26 protein-coding genes, 1 tRNA gene and 1 pseudogene are annotated in these 24,434 nt (G+C 64.3%); 20 read left to right on the top strand and 8 right to left on the bottom strand.

All coding sequences use genetic code 11. From position 1 onward, the window contains the following. From FEZ63_RS18975 to FEZ63_RS18950, 6 genes are all read left to right on the top strand, one after another. Positions 1-1,036: RluA family pseudouridine synthase (locus FEZ63_RS18975; protein WP_150947403.1), on the top strand; the 1,036-nt coding region annotated here is incomplete at its 5' end. Positions 1,037-1,139: 103 nt separating this feature from the next. Then, on the top strand, positions 1,140-1,601 hold the full coding sequence (locus FEZ63_RS18970) for a hypothetical protein (RefSeq protein WP_201274207.1): 462 nt from the start codon (positions 1,140-1,142) through the stop codon (positions 1,599-1,601). A gap of 150 nt (positions 1,602-1,751) precedes the next feature. Beyond that, the gene (locus tag FEZ63_RS18965) at positions 1,752-2,354 is read left to right on the top strand and encodes a GNAT family N-acetyltransferase (RefSeq protein WP_150947401.1); all 603 of its coding nucleotides are present in this window, start codon (positions 1,752-1,754) and stop codon (positions 2,352-2,354) included. Continuing rightward, entirely contained in the window at positions 2,351-3,028 is a 678-nt protein-coding gene (locus FEZ63_RS18960) for an HAD-IA family hydrolase (protein WP_150947399.1), read from the top strand. The genes FEZ63_RS18965 and FEZ63_RS18960 overlap by 4 nt, the downstream gene beginning before the upstream one ends. 70 nt (positions 3,029-3,098) lie before the next feature. Further along, complete coding sequence (locus FEZ63_RS18955) at positions 3,099-3,875, top strand: ATP12 family chaperone protein (RefSeq protein ID WP_244622887.1); 777 nt, start codon at positions 3,099-3,101, stop codon at positions 3,873-3,875. A 98-nt stretch (positions 3,876-3,973) separates the two neighbouring features. After that, positions 3,974-5,506 (top strand): acyl-CoA carboxylase subunit beta, encoded by a 1,533-nt coding sequence (locus tag FEZ63_RS18950; RefSeq protein ID WP_150947397.1) that lies wholly within the window; start codon positions 3,974-3,976, stop codon positions 5,504-5,506. Here the strand turns inward: FEZ63_RS18950 and FEZ63_RS18945 are convergent, their stop codons facing one another. Beyond that, positions 5,507-6,136: an alpha/beta hydrolase gene (locus tag FEZ63_RS18945; protein ID WP_150947395.1), complete on the bottom strand. Its 630-nt coding sequence runs from the start codon at positions 6,134-6,136 to the stop codon at positions 5,507-5,509. It abuts the gene before it with no gap. Between FEZ63_RS18945 and FEZ63_RS24875 the strand changes: the two genes are divergently transcribed. The 6 genes and pseudogenes from FEZ63_RS24875 (at position 6,135) to FEZ63_RS18920 (ending at position 10,214) form a co-directional block, all read left to right on the top strand. Beyond that, positions 6,135-6,299 (top strand): hypothetical protein, encoded by a 165-nt coding sequence (locus tag FEZ63_RS24875; RefSeq protein ID WP_153245868.1) that lies wholly within the window; start codon positions 6,135-6,137, stop codon positions 6,297-6,299. The two genes, FEZ63_RS18945 and FEZ63_RS24875, sit on opposite strands and share 2 nt — an antisense overlap. Positions 6,300-6,408: 109 nt before the next feature. Then, complete coding sequence (locus FEZ63_RS18940) at positions 6,409-6,864, top strand: hypothetical protein (protein ID WP_150947393.1); 456 nt, start codon at positions 6,409-6,411, stop codon at positions 6,862-6,864. 110 nt (positions 6,865-6,974) lie between these two features. Next, positions 6,975-8,975, top strand: coding sequence for an acetyl-CoA carboxylase biotin carboxylase subunit (locus tag FEZ63_RS18935; RefSeq protein WP_150947391.1), 2,001 nt, complete (start codon positions 6,975-6,977; stop codon positions 8,973-8,975). Positions 8,976-8,979: 4 nt separating this feature from the next. Next, positions 8,980-9,390 (top strand): annotated as a pseudogene (locus tag FEZ63_RS18930) (gamma-glutamylcyclotransferase family protein); the annotation flags it as partial. Positions 9,391-9,537: 147 nt separating this feature from the next. Continuing rightward, positions 9,538-9,939: a DUF6766 family protein gene (locus tag FEZ63_RS18925; protein WP_150947387.1), complete on the top strand. Its 402-nt coding sequence runs from the start codon at positions 9,538-9,540 to the stop codon at positions 9,937-9,939. Then, a complete protein-coding gene (locus tag FEZ63_RS18920) occupies positions 9,936-10,214 on the top strand; it encodes an acylphosphatase (protein WP_150947385.1) in 279 nt (92 codons plus the stop codon). Before FEZ63_RS18925 ends, FEZ63_RS18920 begins: the two co-directional genes overlap by 4 nt. A gap of 9 nt (positions 10,215-10,223) precedes the next feature. Here the strand turns inward: FEZ63_RS18920 and FEZ63_RS18915 are convergent, their stop codons facing one another. Beyond that, a complete protein-coding gene (locus FEZ63_RS18915; protein WP_150947383.1) occupies positions 10,224-10,625 on the bottom strand; it encodes a rhodanese-like domain-containing protein in 402 nt (133 codons plus the stop codon). 71 nt (positions 10,626-10,696) lie between these two features. Here FEZ63_RS18915 and FEZ63_RS18910 point away from each other — a divergent pair, with 71 nt between their 5' ends. Next, the gene (locus FEZ63_RS18910) at positions 10,697-11,401 is read left to right on the top strand and encodes a DUF599 domain-containing protein (protein ID WP_150947381.1); all 705 of its coding nucleotides are present in this window, start codon (positions 10,697-10,699) and stop codon (positions 11,399-11,401) included. Beyond that, positions 11,379-11,657, top strand: a complete 279-nt coding sequence (locus FEZ63_RS18905; RefSeq protein WP_150947379.1) for a DUF3253 domain-containing protein — start codon at positions 11,379-11,381, stop codon at positions 11,655-11,657. Before FEZ63_RS18910 ends, FEZ63_RS18905 begins: the two co-directional genes overlap by 23 nt. Here the strand turns inward: FEZ63_RS18905 and FEZ63_RS18900 are convergent. Further along, positions 11,621-12,451, bottom strand: a complete 831-nt coding sequence (locus FEZ63_RS18900; RefSeq protein ID WP_150947378.1) for a YdcF family protein — start codon at positions 12,449-12,451, stop codon at positions 11,621-11,623. The genes FEZ63_RS18905 and FEZ63_RS18900 overlap by 37 nt on opposite strands. A gap of 35 nt (positions 12,452-12,486) precedes the next feature. Next, on the bottom strand, positions 12,487-13,191 hold the full coding sequence (locus FEZ63_RS18895; RefSeq protein WP_150947376.1) for a ribonuclease activity regulator RraA: 705 nt from the start codon (positions 13,189-13,191) through the stop codon (positions 12,487-12,489). A 255-nt stretch (positions 13,192-13,446) separates the two neighbouring features. Here FEZ63_RS18895 and FEZ63_RS18890 point away from each other — a divergent pair, with 255 nt between their 5' ends. Both FEZ63_RS18890 and FEZ63_RS18885 read left to right on the top strand, forming a co-directional pair. Next, complete coding sequence (locus FEZ63_RS18890; RefSeq protein ID WP_150947374.1) at positions 13,447-15,027, top strand: hypothetical protein; 1,581 nt, start codon at positions 13,447-13,449, stop codon at positions 15,025-15,027. 137 nt (positions 15,028-15,164) lie between these two features. Further along, entirely contained in the window at positions 15,165-16,115 is a 951-nt protein-coding gene (locus FEZ63_RS18885) for a DUF6454 family protein (protein WP_150947372.1), read from the top strand. A 62-nt stretch (positions 16,116-16,177) separates the two neighbouring features. Here FEZ63_RS18885 and FEZ63_RS18880 read toward each other — a convergent pair whose 3' ends face one another. The 4 genes from FEZ63_RS18880 to FEZ63_RS18865 all read right to left on the bottom strand — a co-directional run bounded on the left by FEZ63_RS18880 (position 16,178) and on the right by FEZ63_RS18865 (position 20,385). After that, positions 16,178-17,347 (bottom strand): isovaleryl-CoA dehydrogenase, encoded by a 1,170-nt coding sequence (locus tag FEZ63_RS18880; protein WP_150947370.1) that lies wholly within the window; start codon positions 17,345-17,347, stop codon positions 16,178-16,180. Positions 17,348-17,603: 256 nt separating this feature from the next. Continuing rightward, positions 17,604-18,500: a glycoside hydrolase family 25 protein gene (locus FEZ63_RS18875; protein ID WP_150947368.1), complete on the bottom strand. Its 897-nt coding sequence runs from the start codon at positions 18,498-18,500 to the stop codon at positions 17,604-17,606. 87 nt (positions 18,501-18,587) lie between these two features. Then, positions 18,588-20,009 carry a magnesium transporter gene (gene mgtE, locus FEZ63_RS18870; RefSeq protein ID WP_150947366.1) on the bottom strand — a complete coding sequence of 474 codons (1,422 nt, stop codon included), beginning with the start codon at positions 20,007-20,009 and terminating at the stop codon, positions 18,588-18,590. A 291-nt stretch (positions 20,010-20,300) separates the two neighbouring features. Next, positions 20,301-20,385 (bottom strand) — tRNA-Leu (locus tag FEZ63_RS18865). 167 nt (positions 20,386-20,552) lie between these two features. Here FEZ63_RS18865 and lipB point away from each other — a divergent pair. The 4 genes from lipB (at position 20,553) to FEZ63_RS18845 (ending at position 24,325) form a co-directional block, all read left to right on the top strand. After that, positions 20,553-21,338 (top strand): lipoyl(octanoyl) transferase LipB, encoded by a 786-nt coding sequence (lipB, locus tag FEZ63_RS18860; RefSeq protein ID WP_150947364.1) that lies wholly within the window; start codon positions 20,553-20,555, stop codon positions 21,336-21,338. Positions 21,339-21,475: 137 nt separating this feature from the next. Further along, on the top strand, positions 21,476-21,802 hold the full coding sequence (locus tag FEZ63_RS18855) for a hypothetical protein (RefSeq protein WP_150947362.1): 327 nt from the start codon (positions 21,476-21,478) through the stop codon (positions 21,800-21,802). A 41-nt stretch (positions 21,803-21,843) separates the two neighbouring features. Continuing rightward, positions 21,844-23,451 carry a carboxyl transferase domain-containing protein gene (locus FEZ63_RS18850; RefSeq protein ID WP_150947361.1) on the top strand — a complete coding sequence of 536 codons (1,608 nt, stop codon included), beginning with the start codon at positions 21,844-21,846 and terminating at the stop codon, positions 23,449-23,451. A 46-nt stretch (positions 23,452-23,497) separates the two neighbouring features. Further along, the gene (locus FEZ63_RS18845; protein ID WP_150947359.1) at positions 23,498-24,325 is read left to right on the top strand and encodes a protein-L-isoaspartate O-methyltransferase family protein; all 828 of its coding nucleotides are present in this window, start codon (positions 23,498-23,500) and stop codon (positions 24,323-24,325) included. Positions 24,326-24,434: the final 109 nt, after the last annotated feature.

Below are 24,434 nucleotides of genomic sequence, written 5' to 3'. Positions count from 1 at the left end.
GACGCGGGCCGAGGCCCGCGCGGCCGTGACCGAAACCCTGGCGACCGGCGTCCAGACCCTGCAGGTCGAGCCCGACGAGGCCGATATGCGCGTCGACCGCTTTCTGGTGGCGCGCTTCCCGCAACTCGCCTTCACGCATATCCAGCGCATCGTCCGCAAGGGCGAACTGCGCATCGATGGCCGTCGCGCCAAGCCCAACGAGCGGCTGGTCGCGGGGCAGAAAATCCGCATCCCGCCCCTGAAGCTCGATCAGCCGCGGCCGATTTCGCGCCTGCCGGGCAAGGATCAGGACGAGCGCGACTTCCTCAAATCGATCACGCTCTACGAGGACAAGGACGTTCTCGTCATCAACAAGCCGATGGGTCTCGCCGTGCAGGGCGGATCGGGCACCACGCGCCACGTGGACGGCATTCTCGAATCGCTTCGCGACGACGAGGGCCAGAAGCCGCGCCTCGTGCACCGGCTCGACAAGGATACGGCCGGCTGTCTCGTGATCGCCAAGACGCGGTTTGCCGCCTCCACCATGGCGAAGTCCTTCCGCTCGCGTTCGACGCGCAAGATCTATTGGGCGCTGGTGGCGGGCGTCCCGCGGGTTCGGCAGGGCCGCATCTCGACCTATCTCGCCAAGGAAGGCGAGGAGGGCGATTCACGGATGCGCGTCTCCAAGCACGGTGCGGAGGGCGCGAGCCACGCCCTGACCTATTATGCGACCGTGGAAACCGCCGCCACGAAGCTCTCCTGGCTGTCGCTCAAGCCGGTGACCGGGCGCACGCACCAGCTTCGCGCCCATGCGGCGCATATCGGCCATCCGATCGTCGGCGATCCGAAATATTTCGATATCGAAAACTGGGAATTGCCCGGCGGCATCCAGAACAAGCTGCATCTGCTGGCGCGCCGCATCGTCATCGCGCATCCGCGCACCGGAAAACCCCTCGACATCACCGCGCCGCTTCCGCCCCACATGCAGCAGAGTTTCAACCTGCTCGGATTCGACACAAGCCGCTACGACCCGATCGTGGAGGCGCCGGAGGACTGAAATCGTCCTGAGCTCTTCCTGTCGTACTTTCGCCCTCCGGATGCGAGAGAATAGATCCTCCCGGTCGCGCGCCGTGACCGGGGCATCTGCAAGGAGGAGGTCTATGGAACATAAGCTTCTCGATCAGCTCCGTAACGTCGCCGATGTGCAGCCGCGGTCGATGACCCGGCAGGAGCGTCTAAACCGCTGGATCACACTGCTCGAGCGCGATCCGACGCGGCGCCTGAATTCTCTGGGAGAAATCGAATACAAACCACCGGCAGAGCGCGAACTGGTCCGTCAGGACGGCTCGCCTCTATCGGTCGCGTTCGAGGACGCGGTGCTTCGGGCCGAAGGTCTCAAGAGCGACCGGCTCGGCGACGCCATGAACTTCTTCGAACTGACCGACGGCCAAGCTCACTACGCGTTCTGTTCCTGCCTCAGCGGACGCACGATGGAATCGGGCTCCTTTGCCCAACGCCTTCGTAATGCCGTCGCCGAGACGGACCAGCATGCGGTCGTGGGCGCCTGGGCGCTGGCTGGCGTTGCGCTCGCCATTCCGGGCATTCTCTACTTCCTCGGCTGAGAGCGCCTTATCGCCCTCGACCGGACTTTGCGGGGACCTCAGGCGGAAGCGATTCCCCTGAGGTCGCCGTCTTGAAGTCGCGGCCGAAAACCGCTTCACACTTTTCGGCATCCTGCTCTAGAAGGGGGCCAGCCCATCGAAAGGCCCCTGATGCTGACGATCAAGCCGGTCACGCTTTCGACCGATAGACTCACCCTGCGCCCGCTCTCCCTCGATGACGTCCCGGCCCTTGCGGCCGCGGCGAGCGACGGCGCGTTGTGGGAGAAGAAAACCACCACCATCCCGCGGCCGGAAGGTTTTGCGGCGTATGTGGAGAATGCCCTTGCGTTGCAGGAGAAGGGCCTCGTGCTCCCGTTCGCGACGGTGGTACGCGACGGCAACCGGGTGGTCGGCTCCACGCGCTACATGAATATCGATGCGGCAAACCACCGGGTCGAGATCGGCACGACGTGGATCGCCCGCTCCTGGCAACGGACGTTCGTGAACAGCCACGCCAAATTCCTGATGCTCCGCCACGCGTTCGAGACGCTCGGCTGCAACGCCGTCGAGTTGCGCACCCATCGCCTCAACGATCAATCGCGCGCCGCCATCGAGCGCCTGGGCGCAAAGCTCGATGGTGTCTTGCGCCAGCACATGATCATGCCCGACGGGTCTGTGCGCGATACGGCGGTCTACAGCATCCTGCGCGGCGAATGGCCGGCGATCCGCGACCGGATCGAAAGCAATCTGTCTGGATCGGATCAGCCCGCATGAAACTCGTCATCTTCGACGTCGATGGAACCCTGGTCGACAGCCAGAACATCATCGTGGCGTCCCAGCACGCGGCTTTCGCGGCCTTCGGCATTGAGCCGCCGAGCCGGGAGTTGTCCCTGTCGATCGTCGGGCTGTCGCTGGCCGAGGCGTTCATTGTCCTCGCCGGTCCGCACGCGCCGATCGAAGGGCTGGTTACCGCCTACAAGGACGCTTTCGGTGTGCTTCGCACCGATCCGGCGCTCGCAGAACCGCTCTTTCCCGGCGCCGAGGAATGCCTTGCCGGTCTGGAGCGTCGCGACGATGTGCTTCTCGGCATCGCCACGGGAAAGACCCGTCGCGGTGTTTCGCATCTTCTCGACCGGCATCAATGGCACACGCGGTTCGCGACCATCCAGACCGCCGATGGCGCTCCCTCCAAGCCCCACCCGGCCATGATCCTGCAGGCGATGGAAGAGGTTGGGGCGTCGCCCGACGATACCGTGATGATTGGCGATTCCAGCTACGACATGGCCATGGCGCGCGCGGCGGGCGTGCTTCCCATCGGTGTGTCGTGGGGTTTCCAACCGGTCGCGGCCCTGACGGAAGCGGGAGCCGATTGCATCGTCGACAGTTACGAAGATCTGGCGCCGGTCCTCGACGCGTTCCTGTCGCGGCTTTCGCCGGCGGAGGCGTGAACGTGTTTTGCTGCACGCGGGGCTGCAAACCGCTATCCCCTTGGCCCTTTCATGCCCTATCTGTCCGCGCATGAAAGATAAGACAGACTGGTTCCACCTCGACGATGAGCCGCAGCCGATGCGTTCCGCGCAGACGGGCATGAGACAGACCTTGCCGAAGCGCTTCTACAAGCAGGCCGCGGTTGAAGCGCGCGACGGGCAATATGTGCTGACCCTCGATGGTCGTCCGGCGAAGACGCCGACCCGCAAGCCGCTCGCTGTTCCGACCCGCGCGCTGGGCGAGGCGATGGCGGCCGAATGGGCGGCGCAGGGCGACGAGATCGACCCCTCGACGATGCCGATCACCCGGATCGTCAATTCCACCATCGACGGCGTCGAGCCGCGGCAGGCGGAAGTGGTCGACGATCTGGCGCGCTATGCGGGCTCCGATCTGCTCTGCTACCGCGCGGGTGATCCGGAGCGCCTCGCCAAGGCGCAGGAGGCCGCGTGGCGGCCTGTGCTCGATTGGGCCCGGGATACTCACGGCGCGCGGTTCGCGCTTGCCGAGGGCGTCATGCATGTGGAGCAGCCGGCGGAGACGGTCGCGGCGATCCGACGTGCCATCGAGCAGGTGAAATCGCCCTTCGGGCTTGCCGCCTTGCATGTGATGACGACCTTGTCGGGATCGGTCCTGCTGGCCCTTGCCCACGCAGACGGGGTCCTCGATGCGGACGAGGCCTGGAACGCCGCGCATGTGGACGAGATGTTTCAGGAAGGCCTCTGGGGCGAGGATCTCGAGGCGATGGAGCGGCGGCGCCGGCGCAAGGCCGATTTCGACGCGGCCTCGCAGGTGTATCGGCTGGCCTGATCCGGCCAACGGGCGGCTCGGGATTTCTCGACAGCCTCCAGCTATGCTAAGCGAAGGTCGTCCTTTTCGACGGCCAGAGAATCCCCCAGAGAATCCCCATGAAAGACATGCTCGAACGGCTCGAAGACCGGCGCGCCCAGGCGCGGCTCGGCGGCGGTGAAAAGCGGATCGCGGCGCAGCACGCGCGCGGCAAGCTCACCGCCCGCGAGCGCATCGAGCTCCTGCTCGATCATGGCTCGTTCGAGGAATTTGACATGTTCGTCGAGCACCGCTCGACGGATTTCGGCATGGAGAAGAGCAAGATCCCGGGTGACGGCGTCGTCACCGGCTGGGGCACGGTCAATGGCCGCACGGTTTTCGTCTTCGCCAAGGACTTCACGGTGTTCGGCGGCTCGCTCTCCGAGGCGCATGCGAACAAGATCATGAAGGTCCAGGACATGGCCCTCAAGATGCGCGCGCCGATCGTCGGTCTGTTCGATGCGGGTGGTGCCCGCATTCAGGAAGGCGTCGCGGCGCTCGGAGGTTATGGCGAAGTCTTCAAGCGAAACGTCATCGCGTCGGGCGTCATTCCGCAGATCTCCGTGATCATGGGTCCTTGCGCCGGCGGCGACGTCTATTCGCCGGCGATGACCGATTTCATCTTCATGGTGCGCGACCGCTCCTACATGTTCGTCACCGGCCCGGAGGTGGTGAAGACCGTCACCAACGAAACGGTGACCTCGGAGGAGTTGGGCGGCGCGCGGATCCACACCACGAAATCGTCCGTGGCGGATGGCGCTTTCGACAACGATGTCGAGGCGCTGTTGCAGGTGCGGCGGCTCATCGACTTCCTGCCCTCGAACAATCTCGACGGCGTGCCCGAGATCCCGAGTTTCGATGACCCGAGGCGCACTGACGATAGCCTCGATACGCTGATCCCGGATCATCCGAACAAGCCCTATGACATGAAGGAATTGATCCTGAAGGTCGTCGACGAGGGCGACTTCTTCGAGATCCAGGAGGCCTTCGCGCGCAACATCATCACGGGCTTCTGCCGCATCGAGGGGCGTTCTGTCGGGATTGTGGCGAACCAGCCGATGGTGCTGGCGGGCGTGCTCGACTCGGATGCCTCGCGCAAGGCGGCGCGCTTCATCCGCTTTTGCGATGCCTTCAACATCCCGATTGTCACCTTCGAGGATGTGCCCGGTTTCTTGCCCGGCACGTCGCAGGAATATGGCGGCCTGATCAAGCACGGCGCCAAGCTGCTGTTTGCCTATTCGGAAGCGACCGTGCCGCTGGTCACCGTCATCACGCGCAAGGCCTTCGGCGGCGCCTATGACGTGATGGCGTCAAAGCATGTGGGCGGCGACGTGAACTATGCCTGGCCGACGGCGCAGATCGCCGTGATGGGGGCGAAGGGCGCGGTGGAGATCATCTTCCGGCAGGATATCGGCGATGCAGACAAGATCGCAGCCCGGACAAAGGAATACGAGGACCGCTTCATGTCGCCCTTCGTCGCGGCCGAGCGCGGTTATATCGACGAGGTGATCATGCCGCATTCCACGCGCCGCCGCATCGCCCGCGCGCTTGCCATGCTGCGCGCCAAGGAGGTCGAGCGGCCGTGGAAGAAGCACGACAACATCCCGTTGTGATCACAGCGGTTTAGGCTGCGCGTCCTTCGCCATCCACTGCTGCGATAGGCTGACATCCTGCGGCGTCAGGCCGTGACTGGCCGGCAAGGCCTGGGCGTACACTTCGGCGTTTGCCTCGCGCAGGATAGCCGCCAGTCGCCTGGAATTCTCCGGCGGGACGATCGGGTCGACGGCGCCGGAAAGAAGCAGGACCTGCTTGCCCGTGAGATCGACGGCCGGCGGTTCGCTCAACGGCACCATCGCCCGCAGGAAGATGCCGCTGCGGATGGCTTCCGGCCGCAGCAACAGCATCGCGGCCGCGATATTGGCCCCATTGGAGAAGCCGATGGCGGTCAATTCTCCGAGCCCGTAGGCCTCGCGCGCCTCGGCGACGAAATCCGCCAGCTCATTGGCGCGCCGCTTCACGTCCTCCTCGTCGAACACGCCTTCCGCAAGACGCCGGAAGAAGCGCGGCATGCCGTGTTCGAGAACCCTGCCGCGCGGCGAGAGCAGGGCGGAGCCGGGCGAGATCGCGCGCCCGAGCGGCAGCAGATCCTCCTCGCTGCCCCCGGTACCATGCAGAAGCAGGAGGGGCGGGAGCCCTCCGGTTAACGCGGGCTCGTAGCGATGGGTGAACGAGAGCGAGGTCATGCGACAAGACCCTTCCGATCTTAAGATGGCGGATACCGTGAGCCTGCCGTCGCCCATGCGGTCGTCGCGGCAGGAGGCCGTTCTTGCAGATGGGCCTCTCGGACGGAAGGTGAAGCCCGACAAGGCTTTGTCGGCAGAAATGCAAAGCGCCCGCCGCGCGTAAAGAATCCCGCAACCAAACACAGTCAGCTTCGCTTAACCTCAACGGCGATTCAGCATGCGGCGTTAACCGTTTCAGCCCGCCGCCGTGGCAAAGTCGGATCGCACAAGTGATGACCCGGCACGCCGATGGCGGACCGGAAGAGGGCGACAAGATGGTACGGCAAAAGCTGCAGTATTTCGTTGGAAACGTTACGGAAAAGAAGTTCATCTCCGCCTCGGACGTGAAGCTGCTTCAATGCCACGTCCTTGAAGGCGGCGTGTTCAACCGGCACGAGGCAGAGGCGCTCCTCGCACTCGACCGCTCGGTGGACGCGGATGAGAGCTGGGCGCCGGTCTATTCGAGCCTGATCGTCAACTTCGTCGTGCGGCGCACGCTGCCCTCCGGCACGGTCACGGCCGACGATGCGCTCTGGCTGACCTCGGCCCTCGATCTTGCGGGGCCGACCGAGACCTCCATCAACATCGCCTATGCGATCCTCGACGAAGCGCAGCACGTGGATATCGCGGTTCTCGATTTCATCATGCGGTGCCGCCAGCAGGCTCGTCTTCAGAAACTGGCCGCCTGAGGGTCAAACCGGGCCGTTTCCCGCCTGCCGGAGCCGGTTCCGCTTTCCGAACGCGTCCATCTGAAGTAACGAGGACCATCCATCGTCCGGTTCGTTGCGTCCGAGGGCCCATGTTCGACAAGATTCTGATTGCCAACCGTGGCGAGATCGCCTGCCGGGTCATCAAGACGGCAAGGCGCATGGGCATCAAGACCGTTGCGGTCTTCTCGGACGCGGATCGTGACGCGCTCCATGTGGAGATGGCCGACGAGGCGGTCCATATCGGGCCGGCGCCCGCCGCCGAATCCTACCTCGTCATCGACAAGATCATCGCGGCCTGCAAGCAGACGGGCGCGCAAGCCGTCCATCCGGGCTATGGCTTCCTGTCCGAGCGGGAGGCCTTCGCGAAGGCGCTCGCCAAGGCCGGGATCGTGTTCATCGGTCCCAACCCGCACGCCATCGCGGCGATGGGCGACAAGATCGAGTCCAAGAAGGCGGCTTCGGCGGCGAATGTTTCCACGGTGCCGGGTTATCTCGGAGTGATCGAGAGCCCCGCCCAGGCGGTGACGATCGCCGATGAGATCGGCTATCCGGTGATGATCAAGGCATCGGCGGGCGGTGGCGGCAAGGGCATGCGCATCGCGTATTCCGCCGACGAGGTGGCGGAGGGCTTTGCCCGCGCCAAATCGGAAGCCGCGTCCTCGTTCGGCGATGACCGGGTCTTCGTCGAAAAATTCATCACCGACCCGCGTCATATCGAAATCCAGGTGCTGGGCGACAAGCACGGCAACGTCATCTATCTCGGCGAGCGCGAATGCTCGATCCAGCGCCGCAACCAGAAGGTCATCGAAGAGGCGCCGAGCCCGCTCCTCGACGCGGCGACGCGCACTAAAATGGGCGAGCAGGCCGTCGCGCTGGCAAAGGCCGTCGGCTACGATTCGGCCGGCACGGTTGAGTTCGTCGCCGGCCAGGACAAGTCGTTCTTCTTCCTCGAAATGAACACCCGCCTGCAGGTCGAGCATCCGGTCACCGAAATGATCACCGGCATCGATCTGGTCGAAGAGATGATCCGGGTCGCCGCCGGCGAAAAGCTGCGCCTGTCTCAGGCCGACGTGAAGCTTGAGGGTTGGGCGGTCGAGAGCCGGATCTATGCGGAGGATCCGGTCCGCAACTTCCTGCCCTCCACGGGCCGCCTCGTCACCTATCGGCCGCCGCCGGAGGGCACCCGCGATGGCGTCACCCTCCGCAACGACACCGGCGTCTATGAGGGTGGCGAAATCTCGATCTATTACGATCCGATGATCGCCAAGCTGGTGACGCATGCGCCGACCCGCGCCCGGGCGATCGCCGCGCAGGCGGAGGCGCTCGATGCCTTCGCCATCGAGGGCATCCGCCACAACATCCCGTTTCTCTCGGCGTTGATGGATCATCCGCGCTGGAAGGAGGGCGCTCTTTCCACCGGCTTCATCGCCGAGGAATTCCCGCAAGGGTTCAAGACCATCATGCCTCAGGGCGCGGTTGCGCGGCGAATGATGGCGGTGGCGACCGCCGTCGACCATCTGCACAACGAGCGCAAGCGCGCGATCTCGGGCCAGATGCGGCCGGCTGCGGCCGTGAAGTTCGAGCGCGAGCGCGTCGTCATGCTGGCACGCGAGCCGCATCCCATGCTGGTCGAGGACGAGGGTGACGACGTCACCGTGGTGATCGATGGCACGGCGTATCCGGTGGCCTCCGGTTGGCGTCCCGGCCAGCCGGTCTGGAGCGGGACGGTCGACGGCGAAATGATCGCCGTGCAGGTGCGACCGCTGCTCAACGGGTTCCTGCTCGCGCATGCGGGCGCGGTGGCAGAGGCGCGGGTCTATACCAAGCGGGAAGCCGAACTCGCCGCTCTCATGCCCGAAAAACTCGAGGCGGATTCCGGCAAGAAGCTGCTTTGCCCGATGCCCGGTCTGGTGAAATCGATCCTTGTAAAGGCCGGGCAGGAGGTCAAGCTCGGCGAACCCCTGTGCATGGTCGAGGCGATGAAGATGGAGAATGTATTGCGGGCCGAGCGCGACGGTACCATCTCCAAGATACATGCGCGCGAAGGCGACAGCCTCGCGGTGGATGCCGTCATCATGGAATTCGCGTAAAGTCATGCCGCTCTATTTCGCCTATGGCTCGAACATGGATCGCGCCGCCATGGCCGAGCGCTGCCCATCCTCCAAGGCCATCGGCATCGGTCGCCTGATGCGGCACCGGTTCCTGATTTTCTCCGAAGGCTATGCGTCGGTCGCCCGCGATCCCATGAGCACCACCTGGGGTCTGTTGTGGGATCTGTCCTTTTCCGACGTGCCCGCCCTCGACCGCTATGAGAGCCTGTCGACGGGCCTCTACACCAAGGTAATCCAGCCGATCGTGACGGAGAGCGGTGCCCGGCGCGCCATCGTCTATGTTGGCCGCGATGCGGAGGCGGGAATCCCGAAGCCGGGCTACATGGAAGGCGTGGTCGAGGCCGCCGAGGCGCTCGGCCTGCCGCCCAACTACCTCGCCGAACTCAATGCCTGGAACCCAAGCGCTTCCGGCCCAATCGGGGCGAGACCGGCCGTGCGGCCGCTCTGGGCTGCGCCCGCGAGTTCATTGCGCCGGTCAGGCTAGCGCCGAACCTTCACGGTTTGCCCGCGTTGTATCGGTGGCAACCGGCAGAGGAAGGTTATGGCGACGCAATCGATCTGGAGACAATATGGCTATGCCTGGATCACCCTTGGGTTTTTCCTGATATCCTTGGCCGGCCATTGGCTGTTCGGTTGGTTCAGCTACGTGAGCGAACAGCAGGCGCATTCCCAGCCGATCGAGGTCTCGGCCTATGTCGTGCAAATGATGCGGGATACGCTCGAGAACTGGCAGTCGGAGTTCCTCCAGCTGCTTTGGCAGGTCGGCGGCCTGGCGTTGCTCCTCTACGTGGGTTCTCCGCAATCCAAAGAGGGCGACGACCGGATGGAAGCCAAGCTCGACGAGATCCTGCGTCGGGTTGATCCGCACCACGCAGAACAGCTGATCGAGAGGATCGATCAGGATTACGCTCGCCACGCCTCCACCCACCATTCTGCCACATGACGCGGACCGAACATGTTGTCATCCACGGGCGCGTGCAGGGCGTTGGATTCCGCGTCTGGGTCCAGCATCAGGCGCAGTTGCACGGCCTGGACGGCTGGGTGCGCAATCGCCGCGATGGTGCGGTCGAGGCCGTGATCTCCGGCCCTCAAGACGCAGTCGCGGCGATGCTGAAGGCGTTCGCGCAAGGACCCCGCGGAGCGACCGTCGAACATGTGGAGCACCTCACCGACCATGTGACGGTGTCCGATGGGTTCGAGGTTCTGGCGACTCGTTAGATCCGGCGGCTAATGGTCCGGCTTCTCGACCGGTCCGCCGGCCTGCTTCCAGGCCGTGAACCCGCCTTCCACATGGGACACCGGCCGCAGACCCATATCCTGCGCCGTCGCGGCCGACAGCGCGGAGCGCCAGCCCGCCGCGCAGAAGAACACGAACCGCTTGTCTTCGCTGAAAACCGGCTTGTGGTAAGGGCTTTCGGGATCGATCCAGAATTCCAGCATGCCGCGCGGGCAATGGAAGGCGCCGGGAACGACACCCTCCCGTTCGCGCTCGCGCGGGTCGCGGAGATCGACGAAGACCAGGTCGTCGCGGCCATGGAGAGCGATGGCGTCGGCGACCGGCAGAGTTTCGATTCTGGCGTTGGCTTCGTCGAGCATCGCCTTGTAACCCCGCGTAATCGTCTGTGGCATCTGCGCATTCTCCGCTTTAAGGCCTTCAACAAACTGGTCATGATCGGGCGCAAGTTCAACCGGAGGCGCCGATGCTCGGCTTCACGCTCATCGATCTGGCGGCGGCCATCTTCTTCATCGCCGCATGGCTCGGATATCATGCAGCCGTGGAGCTGACGCGTGCCGGAGACACCAGCCTCAACAGGCTGATGAACGATTTTCGCTTCCGCTGGATGGAGCAGATGGTCGACCGGGAAAACCGCATCGTCGACACCACCATCCTGTCGGCCCTGATGAACGGCACCGCATTCTTTGCCTCGACCTCGCTCCTTGCCATCGGCGGCGTGCTCGCGCTGCTGCGATCCTCGGAGGCGGTGCTGCCCGTTTTCGCCGGACTGCCGTTCGGTCAGGGAACCACGGCTCTCATGTGGGAGCTGAAGTCGATCGGGCTCGCGGTGATCTTCGTCTACGCATTCTTCAAATTCGCCTGGTCGTATCGCCTGTTCAACTACATGGCGATCCTCGTCGGCGCCGTGCCGGTCTTGCGCTCCGACAATCGCGACGAGGCCTTTCGCGTTGCCCGTCAGGCAGCGGAAATGAATGCGGTGGCGGGCACGCATTTCAATCGCGGCCAACGGGCGTTCTTCTTCTCGCTCGCGTATCTCGGATGGTTCGTCAGCCCCTATCTGTTTATAGCCGCCACCGCGGGAGTGCTCTATGTGATGTGGCGCCGCCAGTTCATCTCGGGCGCACGCGCGGCGGTGATGGGGAACGATGGCACGAAACGCGACGCCTGAAGAGATCGAGGCGAAGATGCTGGAGCTCGTGACGGAGCGCGGCGCCGGCCGCACCGTCGGCCCGACCGAGATCGCCCGCGCGCTCGGCGGCGACAAGCCCGAAGGCTGGGGGCCGCTGATGCAGCCGGTTCGGCACACCGCCGTCCGCCTCATGAAGGAAGGCCGCCTCACGATCCTGCGCAAGGGCCGACCCGTCGATCCGGAGGATTTCAAGGGCGTCTATCGGCTGACGGTGCCGAGCGGTTCGGAATCCTGAGGCCCGGGCAGGAGGGCGCTGGTGCGCCCGGCTGCATAATAGGCGAGCAGCCCGGCCCATTCCTTTGTCGCCACATCGAGACGGCGCAGGCCTTCCGAGACGTAGATGAACATGCGCTGATCCTCCAATGCGCCGCGCGTCCGGTAATCGACCGGATACGGCACGATCGGAAAGCCGGCCGCGCGAAACACGCCGACGGCGCGCGGCATGTGCCAGGCGGATGTGACCAGGAGCCAGCGCTCGCCCGGCTGCGGATTTGCCAGGGACCGCGAATGCAGGGCGTTCTCGTAGGTGGTCCGCGAACGGTCCTCGACGATGATCCGTGACGATTCGATGCCGATCGTCCGAAGGTAGGCGGCGATGATCGGCGCCTCGGCGGTGCCGTCACTGAACACCATTCCGCCGCCGCCGGAAATCAGCAGGCGCGCCTGGGGATGGCGATAGGCAAGCCCGATGGTGTCGAGCACCCGCTCGGCCGATTCATTGGCCACGAGACTGCCGCGCGCCGCAGAATCGGAGGCCTCGATCGCTCCGCCGAGCAGGATGATTCCATCGATCTGACGGCCATCGTCGCGGTATGCGGGAAAACGATTCTCCAGCGGCAGCATCAGATAGCTGGAGATCGGCAGAAGCCCCAGGGCGAGGATGGCGAGCGTGACGACCAGGACGCTCGCCAACCCGAAGCGGCGAAAGCGCCGGGTCATGGCCAGCAGTGCGCCAATCAGCACGAGGACGATCAGGAGATTGGACGGGGTGGCGAAGAACCACAGGATCTTGGACGCGTAATAGAACATGTGCTCGCTGCCACCCCGGGGATCAAAGCCGTGCCTCAGGCTTTGCCCGTCTCCGCCTCATAACGCAACTTGGTTTCGGCGTTCGGCGGATAAAGGCCGGGGAGGGGGACGCCCTTTTCGACCTCGCGCATGATCCAGAGTTCGAGGCGTTCCTGTTCGACGGCGGCCTTGGCGACCTCTTCCACCATGGCGGCCGGGATCACCACGGCGCCGTCACCATCGGCGACGATCACGTCGTCGGGATAGACCGCGACGCCACCGCAGCCGACCGGCTCCTGCCAGCCGACGAAGGTGAGGCCAGCCACTGACGGCGGCGCGGCAACGCCCGAACACCAGACCGGCAGTTCGGTTCCCTCGACGCCCGCCGCATCGCGCACGACGCCGTCGGTGATGAGGGCGGTCACGCCGCGCTTTTTCATGCGGGCCGTGAGGATGTCGCCGAAAATGCCCGCATCGGTCACGCCCATGGCATCGACCACGACGATGCAATCAGCCGGCATGTCCTCGATGGCAACGCGGGTGGAGCGGGGCGAGGACCACGATTCCGGCGTCGCCAGATCCTCGCGGGCGGGCACGAACCGCATGGTGAAGGCTCGGCCGACAAGCCGCTCGGGTGCATTGAACATGGGCACCGGCCCCTGCATCCAGCAGCGCCGAATGCCCTTCTTGAGGAGCACCGTGGTGAGGGTGGCGGTCGAGGTCGCACGCAGAGCGTCGGCGATGGCTTTGTCGAGGGTCATGGCGGGACTTTCCGATGCGGAAGATGTTCGATGATAGCCAGCCGTCATTAGCGCCGACCGGGACGCCTGTCATCCAAAAGAGCGGCACGCGCCGGCCTCATCAAGGCGTTCACCCTCATTTCGGATCATTGGATTGTGTTTCACGAAAACTCCCGTAAAAGCGCCGAAAGAAGCCATGGTCCGCCGCTCTTGTGGCGGCCGTCCAGAAGAAACCCACTGGCCGTCTTTCGGGCGCCAGAGCGATCGAGGCCCGACGTGACGGCTACGCGAACTATTGGAAGCGCCGCGCAGCTTCCCGTCGAAAGAGCCTTCGAGCGACCCCACACGGTGGCAGCACAGGCTGTCCTCGTGGCAGCGCTGATTATCCTGCCCCTGATCTATACGCTCGTTCCACCTCTTCAGGATTATCCAAATCACCTTGCGCGGATGTTCGCTCTGTCGAGCCTGCCCGGGAACGAGACCCTCGGGCATTTCTACCAAGTCGACTGGGCGGCCATTCCCAATCTCATCATGGATATCGTGGTCCCGCCGCTGGTGCCGTTCTTCGGCGTGTACATGGCGGGGCGCATCTTCATCGGCCTGACTCTGCTGCTGATGCTCCTCGGCCCAATGGCGCTGCAGCGGGCCCTCTACGGCCGATGGTCTGCCTGGCCTCTGATCGGCGGGCTCTTTCTCTATAACGGCTTCCTGTTCGTCGGCCTGATGAACTATCTGTTCGGCGTCGGCGTTGCGGTGTTCGGCCTTTCCGCCTGGATCGGGCTTTCCCGACGCAGTCCCGTTCTGCGGGCCTTCGTGAGCCTGGCTTTTTGCGCGGTCCTCTATACCTGCCATCTCTCGGCACTTGGGCTGTACGGGCTTTCCATCGCCAGTTTCGAGGCCTGGCGCCTATGGAACGAAAAGCGGTGGCGATCCTCCGTCCTTGCCGTCAGCGCCGCGACGCTCGGCATGCCCTTCCTGCCGTTCCTGTACCTTCTGGTCACGAGCCCCACCTGGCGCCTGTCGCATGACATCAGCTGGCAGGCGCAAGGCAAGCTGGAAGGGCTGACGATGATGGTGTCGGTCTACTCGGATCTGACCGACATTCCGCTCCTGCTGATGATCGCCACGGCCCTGTGGTTCGGCATTCACCGGAAGCTCATCCGCATCCACCCGGCGGGGATCGTGGTTGCGGTGGTGCTTTCGCTCGCCTTCCTGGCCATGCCGCGGGTGGCTTTCGGTTCGTGGATGGCGGATCAGCGGCTCGTGGTCGGGATCTTCTTCATGACGCTCGGCTTCGTGTCGGTCGACTTGCGCAAGCTCGAAACCAACCACGCCTTCTTCGCCATCTGTCTGGTATCGGTAGCGTTTCGTGTGGTCGACGTGTCGGTCAACTGGTCGGCCATTTCACAGCCGCTTCTCGAATTGCGCAATTCGATCCGCACCATGCCGCCGGGGTCCCGGCTTCTCGTCGCGGCTGCCGATGAAACCGACGCGGCGGTTGCGATCGAGGCGGCCCTGGCCCATGCGCCCAATCTTGCGGTGATCGAGCGCTCGGCGCTGGTTTCCCGGCTCTTCGTCGTGCCCGGCAAGCAGATCCTGCAGGCGCGCGAAGGCGCGCGGGAGCATGTGGACAACGAGGACGGCGATACGCCTAGCATCAGCCGCATCCTCGCCTCATCGGACGGCCCCGCCGCCTCCGGCCCGGCCTATTGGGACAATTGGCAGGAGACCTACGACTATCTGATCGTGCTGGGGACCGATCCGGATGAATCGGCCAATCCCGATCCGGATCTCCTGCGCATGGTTCATAACGGCCGCGAGTTCCAGCTCTTCAGGATCAAAAAGCCCAAACCTTAGTTCGCGGGCGCCTCGTGGAGAAATCTCACTCGTTGCCGGGCGCTTCGGGTTGGGATTAACTGAGCGTGGGCTCTGCGACCTTACGCAAGTCCCAAAGGGCAAGTTCTCGGCAAAATTCTCAACTGGGAGAGACCTCGATGAATCGCAGTTTGCAATGTCTGACCGCGTGTTTCCTCCTGGCGGCGGCGCCGATCGCCCATGCCGCCGAGAACAAGGCAGCGGCTGCCGCGGAGCAGGTCGCCAAGCTCACCCGCGGAACGACCTGGAAGCAGGTCGAGGCAGTGCCGATCAACTTCCTGACGCACCATCCGCAAGGCATGGTGAAGATCGGCGACAATTTTTTTGTTTCCTCCGTCGAGATCAAGACGCCGACCAAGCGCTTCCCGCAGCCGGTCGACGGCTATGATCGGGATACCGGGGAGGGCGCAGGCCATCTGTTCAAGATCGACCAGAAGGGCAATCTCGTCGGAGAAGTGAAGCTCGGCGAGGGCTCCATCTATCACCCCGGCGGCATTGATTACGACGGCAAATACATCTGGGTGCCGGTCGCCGAATACCGGCCGAACAGCCAGGCGATCATCTACCGGGTCGATCCCGAGACGATGACGGCGACCGAGATGTTTCGCTTCAAGGATCATGTGGGCGGCGTCGTCCACAACACCGACGACAATTCCCTGCATGGGGTCAGCTGGGGCTCGCGCCGCTTCTACCGCTGGCCGCTCGGTGCGGACGGCAAGCCCACCAATGCCGACGCGAAGCCAGAGGCATTGCGGACCCTCAACACGTCCCATTATCTCGATTATCAGGATTGCAAATACGCGGGCGGCAACCGGATGCTCTGCACCGGCGTCACGGAAATCAGGGTAACGCCCGAAGCACAGCCCTTCCGTCTCGGCGGCGTCGACCTGGTCAATCTCGCAGACGGCCGCCCGATCTTCCAGTCGCCGGTGCTCCTGTGGTCTCCGTCGGGCATGGACATGACGCATAACCCGGTCTGGTTCGAGGCGAGCGATGCCGGTCTGCGGGGCTATTTCATGCCCGAGGACGATAAGTCGACACTGTATGTGTACGAGGCCGCGACGAAATAGGATTCTTGCTCCCGTCATTCCGGGTTCCGCTTTGTGACCCCGGAATGACAACTCGTGAGCTGTTACGCCGTCTTGTCGAACAATTCCCGGCCGATCAGCATCCGCCTGATCTCGCTCGTGCCGGCGCCGATCTCGTAGAGCTTCGCGTCGCGCAAAAGGCGACCGGTGGGATAATCGTTAATGTAGCCGTTGCCGCCGAGCAGCTGGATCGCATCGAGCGCGCATTGGGTTGCTTTTTCAGCCGCGAACAGGATCGCGCCGGCCGCGTCCTCGCGGGTGGTCTCGTTGCGGTCGCAGGCCTTGGCCACCGCATACACATAGGCCTTCGCCGAATTCATCGTCACGTACATGTCGGCGAGCTTGCCCTGCACGAGCTGGAACCCGCCGATGGGCTGCCCGAATTGCTTGCGCTCGTGGACATAGGGCATCACCACATCCATGCAGGCCTGCATGATGCCGAGCGGCCCGGCAGCGAGCACCGCGCGCTCGTAGTCGAGCCCTGACATCAACACGTTGGCGCCCTTGCCGACGCGGCCGAGCACGTTTTCCTCCGGCACCTCGCAATCCTCGAAGAGCAACTCGCAGGTATCGGAGCCGCGCATGCCGAGCTTGTCGAGCTTCTGGTGCGTGGAGAAACCCTTGAAGTCCTTTTCGATCAGAAACGCCGTGATCCCCTTTGACCCCGCTTCGGGATCCGTCTTCGCATAGACCACCAGCGTGTCGGCAGTCGGGCCGTTGGTGATCCACATCTTGTTGCCGTTGAGCACATAACGGTCGCCGCGTTTTTCGGCGCGGGTGCGCATCGACACCACATCGGAGCCCGAGCCCGGCTCGGACATGGCGAGCGCGCCGAGGTGCTCGCCCGAGATCAGCTTCGGCAGATAGCGCCGCTTCTGCTCGTCGGTGCCGTTGCGGCTGATCTGGTTGACGCAGAGATTCGAGTGCGCGCCGTAGGACAATCCCACCGACGCGGAGGCGCGCGAGACTTCCTCGACCGCCACCACATGCTCGAGATAGCCGAGGCCGGCGCCCCCATATTCCTCCTCGACGGTGATGCCGTGGAGGCCAAGCTCGCCCATCTGCGGCCAGAGATCGCGCGGGAATTGATTGGTGCGGTCGATTTCCTCCGCCCGCGGCGCAATCTTGTCCTGCGCGAAGTCGCGCACGGTCTCGCGGATCGCATCGGCGGTCTCGCCAAGGTCGAAATTGAAGGCGCGGATGTTCGGGATCATGGGGCTTCCTCCGACTTCAGGGCGACGATGCGTCGGTTTGAGGCGAAGGTTCGGGCAAGGGGCGGGATTTTGCAAGCCATGTCCGTCTGAGGAGCCGCGAAGCGGCGTCTCAAAGGACTCAGCGATGCTGCGTGCTTCGAGACGGGCTTTGCCCTCCTCAGCATGAGGAGGTGGTAACGACCGGCCTGATCAAAGGGGTGATTCAACGGACCTCATCCTGAGGAGCCGCGAAGCGGCGTCTCGAAGGATCCAGCCGCTATTCGGCGCTCGCGTAGACCTCGCTGCTGCCGAGATTGCTGCACACGCCGGTGTTCTTTAGTCGGGCATGGTCGCGCGGGTCGCAATTGCTGGCGAGGAACATCCGCCATTGGTTGTCGGTGCCGTAGAACGTGTTGCGGTCGACGTCGCCGGAGATCCCCGGCACGCGCCCGGTGGTCGTGAACTGCCAGAAGGTCCAGCGGCGCTCATTGTAGCGATGGTGCGGTTCGGCGGCGGTGCTGCGGATCCAGTAGGGGTAGTCGTTGAACGCCCCCTCGAGGATTTCCTGATGGAAGGTGATGTCCGTGTAGATGATGGGACGTTTGCCCGTGTGGGCCTCCATCTCCTTCAGCATCAGGTCGATCATGGCGAGCGCCTGCTCGCGCGGGACCTTGCGCGGGCAATTGAGCGACTCACCGTTCCACTCGACGTCGAGGACCGGGGGGAGGGCCTCCGGGTCCTGCGGCACGTTCTTCTTGAACCACATCGCCTGCTCGTGCGCCGGGCGGCACCAATAGACGAAGTGGTAGGCCCCGCGCGGGACGCCGGCGCGCTTGGCGCCGTACCAGTTCTCCATGAACCGGTTGTCCACGTGGTCGCCGCCTTCCGTGGCCTTGATGAAGGCGAATTTGGTTCCGGCCTGCTGTAGGGCTGCCCAATCGACCTTGCCCTGCCACTTGGAAATATCGACGCCGTGAATGGGCATCCGGTGGGCGGATGCGACGCCCGCGTGAGGACGTGCGTCGCCCTTCGCCGGGTAACGGCTCGATGGTGCAATGGCGCAGGAGGCGAGGCCGACGGCGAGCACCGCGACCGCACCGAAGCGAACCGCGGTCAGGGCCTGGCGCAGCCGGGAAGGAGCTTTCGAGCGGCGGGAGGGACGTCGAGGCTTCATCTGATCAACTATATTGAGCAATATCGATCTGACCAGCCATGACGGAAGCCCATTAACAGGCGCTTACGAAAGAAGCTTAACGGCCTGTCACAGCCCAAACCAGGCGGTCGCAATCCCCAGGAATGCGAAGAAGCCGACGATGTCGGTGATGCTGGTGACGAAGGGTCCGGACGAGACCGCGGGATCGACGCCCAAGCGGTTGAGGGTGAGCGGCACGAAAATCCCGCCGAGCGCTGCGAAGAGCAGCACGGTGATGAGCGCCAGCCCCATCACGACGCCGAGCTCGAAAGCCTGGAACCATACGCCTGCGATCGTTCCCATGATGACGGCGAAGACCAGGCCGTTGAGCAGGCCGACGAGGGCCTCGCGGCGGATGATCCGCCACGCATTGGAACGTCCGAGTTCGCGGGTGGCGAGCGCGCGCACCGCCACCGTCATCGTCTGCGTGCCGGCATTGCCGCCCATGGAGGCGACGACCGGCATCAGGACCGCGAGCGCCACCATGTGCTCGAGCGATTCCGAGAAGGCGCCGATCACGTTGGCGGCGATGATCGCCGTGCACATGTTGGCGAACAGCCACGGGAAGCGGCTGCGTTGGGTCGTGATGACGGTGTCGGACAATTCTTCGTCGGAATGAACGCCGCCGAGCTGCTTGATGTCGGCGTCGGCTTCCTCTTCGAGCACGTCGACGATATCGTCGACCATCATCACGCCCACGAGCCGGCCCGCATCGTCGACGACGGCTGCGGAGACCAGGTTGTAGCGCTCGAACATGCGCGCCACCTCTTCCTGGTTTTCGGTAGCCTCAACGCGGTCGGGCTCGTCGTCCATGAGCTGCTCGATCGTGATCGGACGCTTCGAGCGCAACAGCCGGTCGAGGGCCACGGCTCCGAGCAGGTGGCCCGCCGGGTCGATGACGAAAATTTCGTAGAACGTCTCGGGCAGGTCCGGCGTCTCGCGCATGAAGTCGATGGTCTGGCCGACGGTCCAGAACGGCGGGACGGCGATGAACTCCGTCTGCATGCGCCGGCCGGCGCTGTCTTCCGGATAATCGAGCGAACGCTGGAGCGCGACCCGCTCGATGGCCGGCAGGCGGTCGAGCACCTCCGCCTTGTCCTCGTCGTCGAGGCTTTCGAGAATCGTGACGGCGTCGTCCGATTCGAGGTCTCGGACGCCTTCCGCAACGGTCGCGGTTTCGAGTTCCTCGAGAATCTCCTCGCGAACCGAATCGTCCACCTCGGTCAGCGCGGCAAAGTCGAAATTCGATCCGAGCAGTTCGATCAGGCGCGGGCGGTGATCCGTATCGAGCGCCTCAAGCAGGTCGCCCATTTCGGATTCGTGGAAATCCTCCACCAGCCGAAGCAGGCTCGCGGTATCCGACGCGTCGATCGCGTCCGCGGCGGCGCGGAGGAATGCCGAATTGATCTCGCCTTCATCGTCCCGGAAGGCCAGCGGCTCACCTTCGCCATCGGGCAAACGCGGCGGCGTCAGATTCTCGACGTCCTGCATGAGCTGTTCCTCGATAGCGGATCCGCCGGTCTTTTAGGTGATGCCGAAGCATCAGCGCAATGCGCCCTGCGTCAAAGACGGAAAAGCGCGTTGGGCGCATGTCCTACGAGGCTGGTTGAAGCCCGTCGGAGAATCGCGGCGAAGATGAACGATAGGGTCTAAGTGACGGCCACATATAGCGAAGTGGATTTACGCCAAGGTGACAATCCCGCACAGGCAACAAAAAAGGCCCCGTAAAGGGACCTTTTTGTAACGCGCCGGTGATTGCTCCGCCGGAAGCGCTCTCCAAGTTGGTGCGGCCAAGAGGACTCGAACCTCCACGGGTCTCCCCGCTACCACCTCAAGGTAGTGCGTCTACCAATTCCGCCATGGCCGCAGAACTTGAACCAGGGACGTAAATCCCTAGCGAGGCGGTGGCTATACAAGATGGATTGCGCGACCGCAAGCCCATCGAACGAAGACTTTCCGCAGCGTCCGGCGCGGAGCGAAACCAAGCCGCCAAGCTTGCATCAAAAGCGCCTTGTTTCCACAGAGCGAGCGCATATGTCAGCCTCGGTTGACCACGCGGTCGATCAGGGATCAAAACAGCTCTCCCGCCGCACCGTATCTCAAGGTGGACCCGTCTTGCCGAGCGTTCGCGACAACCTTTCCGATACTTTCCTCGCCATCGACGGCTCCGCGCCCGTGGAGTGGGTGATCGCCGAGGGATTGACCGGTTATGAGGAGGCGGTTGCGTTCATGGAGGCCCGCGCGGCGGCGATCGCCGAGGACTCGGCGCGCGAAATGGTATGGCTCGTGGAGCACCCGCCGCTTTATACCGCCGGAACTTCCGCCCAGGATTCGGACCTCGTGGAACCGGACCGTTTTCCCGTCCACCGGAGCGGGCGAGGGGGGCAATATACCTATCACGGCCCCGGCCAGCGGGTCGCCTATGTGATGCTTGACCTGAGCCGTCGCCAGCAGGACCTGCGCCGGTATGTGGCGGCGCTCGAGGCGTGGCTGATCGCATCTCTCGACCAGTTCAATATCCGCGGCGAGCGCCGCGATGACCGGGTCGGCGTCTGGGTCCGCCGCCCCGACAGGGCCGAGGGCGCGGAGGACAAGATCGCCGCCATCGGCATCCGGGTGCGTCGATGGGTGAGCTTCCACGGCATAAGTCTCAATGTCGAACCCGATCTCGGCCACTTTTCCGGCATCGTGCCCTGCGGCGTCAGCCAGCACGGCGTCACCAGCCTGGTCGATCTAGGCATCCCCGTGAGCATGCCGGAGGTCGATGCGGTCCTGCGCCGGACCTTCGAGACGACCTTCGGAGCGACCGAGCAGCCTTGACGTTACCCGGAAGTCACAAGTGTCGACTTTCCGGCCTTTTCCCACCCGATTTCGGCCGCTCCCGCCACATGGCTTCTCGCCAGCGACGCTTCATGCTCTAAGCTTGGGGGAAGATTAGCTGATCGGCGGATATCGACATGACTCGCGTTCTTCTCGCTTCCCTCATCGCCCTGACCGCTTCGGCCTGCGCCTATCGGCCTGCGCCCACCGACCTCGTTCACATCGTCGATTCGCCCGCCGACGTGCGGGTCTGCACCCGCCTCGCCGAGGTCAGCCCCGCGATCACCACCACCCCCGGGTTCGGACCCGCCACCCAATCCATGCTCGAGGCGACCCTCGCTCTTGGCGGCACACACCTTTATCTCGACAAGCTGTCGCAGGATTGGCTTCTCGTTCGCGGCATCGCCTATCGCTGCGGCCCGGGCGTGGTGCGCGAGCGTGTGGTCATTCGCGCCAAGGGCTGACGTCGACGGCCCCCGGACCATGACCAGCAGGAGCTGACCGAGTGCCCGTTATCGCCACATCCGCCGATCTCGCCTCCGACGCCGCGCGGACCAATCGTGCTGCCTGGGCCGAGCTTGCGGCGGAGCTGCGGGCCAAACGCGCGGCGGTGGCCGAAGGTGGGCCGGAAAAGGCGCGCGAACGGCATTTGGGACGCGGAAAGCTGCTGCCGCGGGACCGGGTCACGCGCCTGCTCGACCCCGGGGCGCCGTTCCTCGAGCTCGGTGCGCTCGCGGCGCATGAGATGTATGACGGCGCCATCCACGGCGCCGGCATCATCACCGGCATCGGCCGGGTCGAAGGCCGCGAGGTGATGATCGTCTGCAACGATTCCACCATCAAGGGCGGCACCTATTATCCGATGACCGTGAAGAAACATCTTCGCGCCCAGGAAGTCGCCCGCGAGAATCGCCTGCCTTGCATCTATCTGGTCGACTCGGGCGGCGCGAACCTGCCGCATCAAACCGAGGTGTTTCCCGACCGGGAGCATTTCGGGCGCATCTTCTATAACCAGGCGACGCTCTCGTCCCTTGGCATTCCGCAGATCGCCTGCGTGATGGGCTCCTGCACCGCCGGCGGCGCCTACGTGCCGGCAATGTCGGACGAGACGGTGATCGTGCGCCGTCAGGGCACCATTTTTCTTGGCGGCCCGCCGCTGGTGAAGGCCGCGACCGGCGAGGTGGTCTCGGCGGAGGACCTCGGCGGAGCCGATGTCCATGCCCGGCAATCGGGCGTTGCCGACCATTATGCGACGGACGACGTCCACGCGCTCGCCATCGTGCGCCGCATCGTCGGGACGCTGAACAGCCGGAAGGTCGTGGATCTCGATCTCGCCGAACCGTCCGAGCCGAAATATTCCCTCGATGATCTCGATGCGATCGTGCCGACCGATCTCAAGAAGCAATACGATATCCGCGAGGTCATCGCGCGGCTGGTCGACGGCTCGGAATTCGACGAGTTCAAGCGGCTTTACGGCACGACCCTGGTCACCGGATTTGCGCGCATCTGGGGGATGCCGGTCGGCATCATCGGCAATAACGGCATCCTGTTTTCCGAGAGCGCCCTGAAAGGTGCCCATTTCATCGAATTGTGCTGCCAGCGACGCATTCCGCTGCTCTTCCTGCAGAACATCTCGGGTTTCATGGTCGGCCGCCAATACGAGGCCGGCGGTATTGCCAAGGATGGCGCAAAGCTCGTCACGGCTGTTGCCTGCGCGCAGGTGCCGAAGATCACGCTGCTGCTGGGCGGCTCGTTCGGGGCGGGCAATTACGGCATGTGCGGCCGGGCCTATTCGCCGCGTTTCCTGTTCACCTGGCCCAATTCCCGCATTTCGGTGATGGGGGGAGAGCAGGCGGCGAGCGTCCTTGCCACCGTCCGCCGCGACAACATCGAGGCCGAGGGCAAGAGCTGGAGCGCGGAGGAGGAAGAGGCCTTCAAGGCGCCGATCCGCGACAATTACGAGGAGGAGGGCAACCCGTATTACGCCACTGCCCGCCTCTGGGACGACGGCATCATCCTGCCGTCGGAAACCCGCCGCGTCCTGGCGCTGGCGTTCTCCGCGACCCTGAATGCGCCGGTTCCCGAGACGAGGTTCGGCGTCTTCCGAATGTGATTGAAGATCGTCGGGAACCGTCAGGGTTCTGAAGCGATTTTCGGTCATGAGCAAGACTGGGCTTGAGAGGGTTCGCCGCCACTACGCGCAAAGCATCCTGCGGCTCGCCGGTGTGACCGACCCCCGCATCGAGGAGGTGTTCGCCACCACTCCCCGTGAAGCCTTCCTGCGCGGTCCGCCCTGGACCCTCATCAGGGCGGGTTTTGCATGGAGCAGCAGCGATCCGGCCGATCTCTACGACGATGTCCTCGTCGCCATCGACCGGCCGCGCGGCATCAACAACGGCGAGCCGGCGCTGCATGCTGCGTGGCTCGCGGCGGTCGATCCGCAGCCGGGCGAGACGGTCATCCATGTGGGAGCGGGGACAGGCTATTACACGGCGATGCTCGCGCGCCTCGTGGACCCCGGCGGGCGGGTCTACGCCTATGAATACGAGCCCGACCTCGCCGCCGAGGCCGCTCGCAACCTCAGCCCCGATGGCAACGTCGAGGTCCGCGCGGAATCGGCCTATGGCCGGCCGTTGCCGCAGGCCGACATCATTTATGTGAATGCCGGCGTCACCGCGCCGGACGACTTCTGGCTTCGGGCACTGAAGTTGCAGGGGCGCCTGCTGTTTCCGTGGCAGCCCCATGGCGGGTGGGGACCCGCACTCCTCGTCACGCGACTGGCCGGGGGGTATGCGGCGCAGCCTCTCATGAGTGTGGGCTTCATCGGGTGCAGTGGCACGATGCCGATCGAGCACGGCCATCCGGCGCCCTCCGGATCCGGTCCACCGGCTCCCAGAGCGATTTGGTTGCGATCCGATCGGGAACCGGACAGCACCGCCATTGCGGTCTATGACGAGGTCTGGTTTTCGAGCGACGGCATTGCTTGAACGTCGCGAAAATTTGTTGCCGCGCCGCAACACCTTCAAACCTTCCTTATCCTGCCGCGCTTGGCCCACGCTCCGCCGCGATCCCGCCATAAACGGCGCGCAACTCAAG

Source organism: Microvirga brassicacearum, from assembly GCF_008757455.1.
Classification (GTDB): Bacteria; Pseudomonadota; Alphaproteobacteria; order Rhizobiales; family Beijerinckiaceae; genus Microvirga; species Microvirga brassicacearum.
Note: the sequence above shows the minus strand (reverse complement) of the source record. Positions and strands in the feature narration are given on the sequence as shown.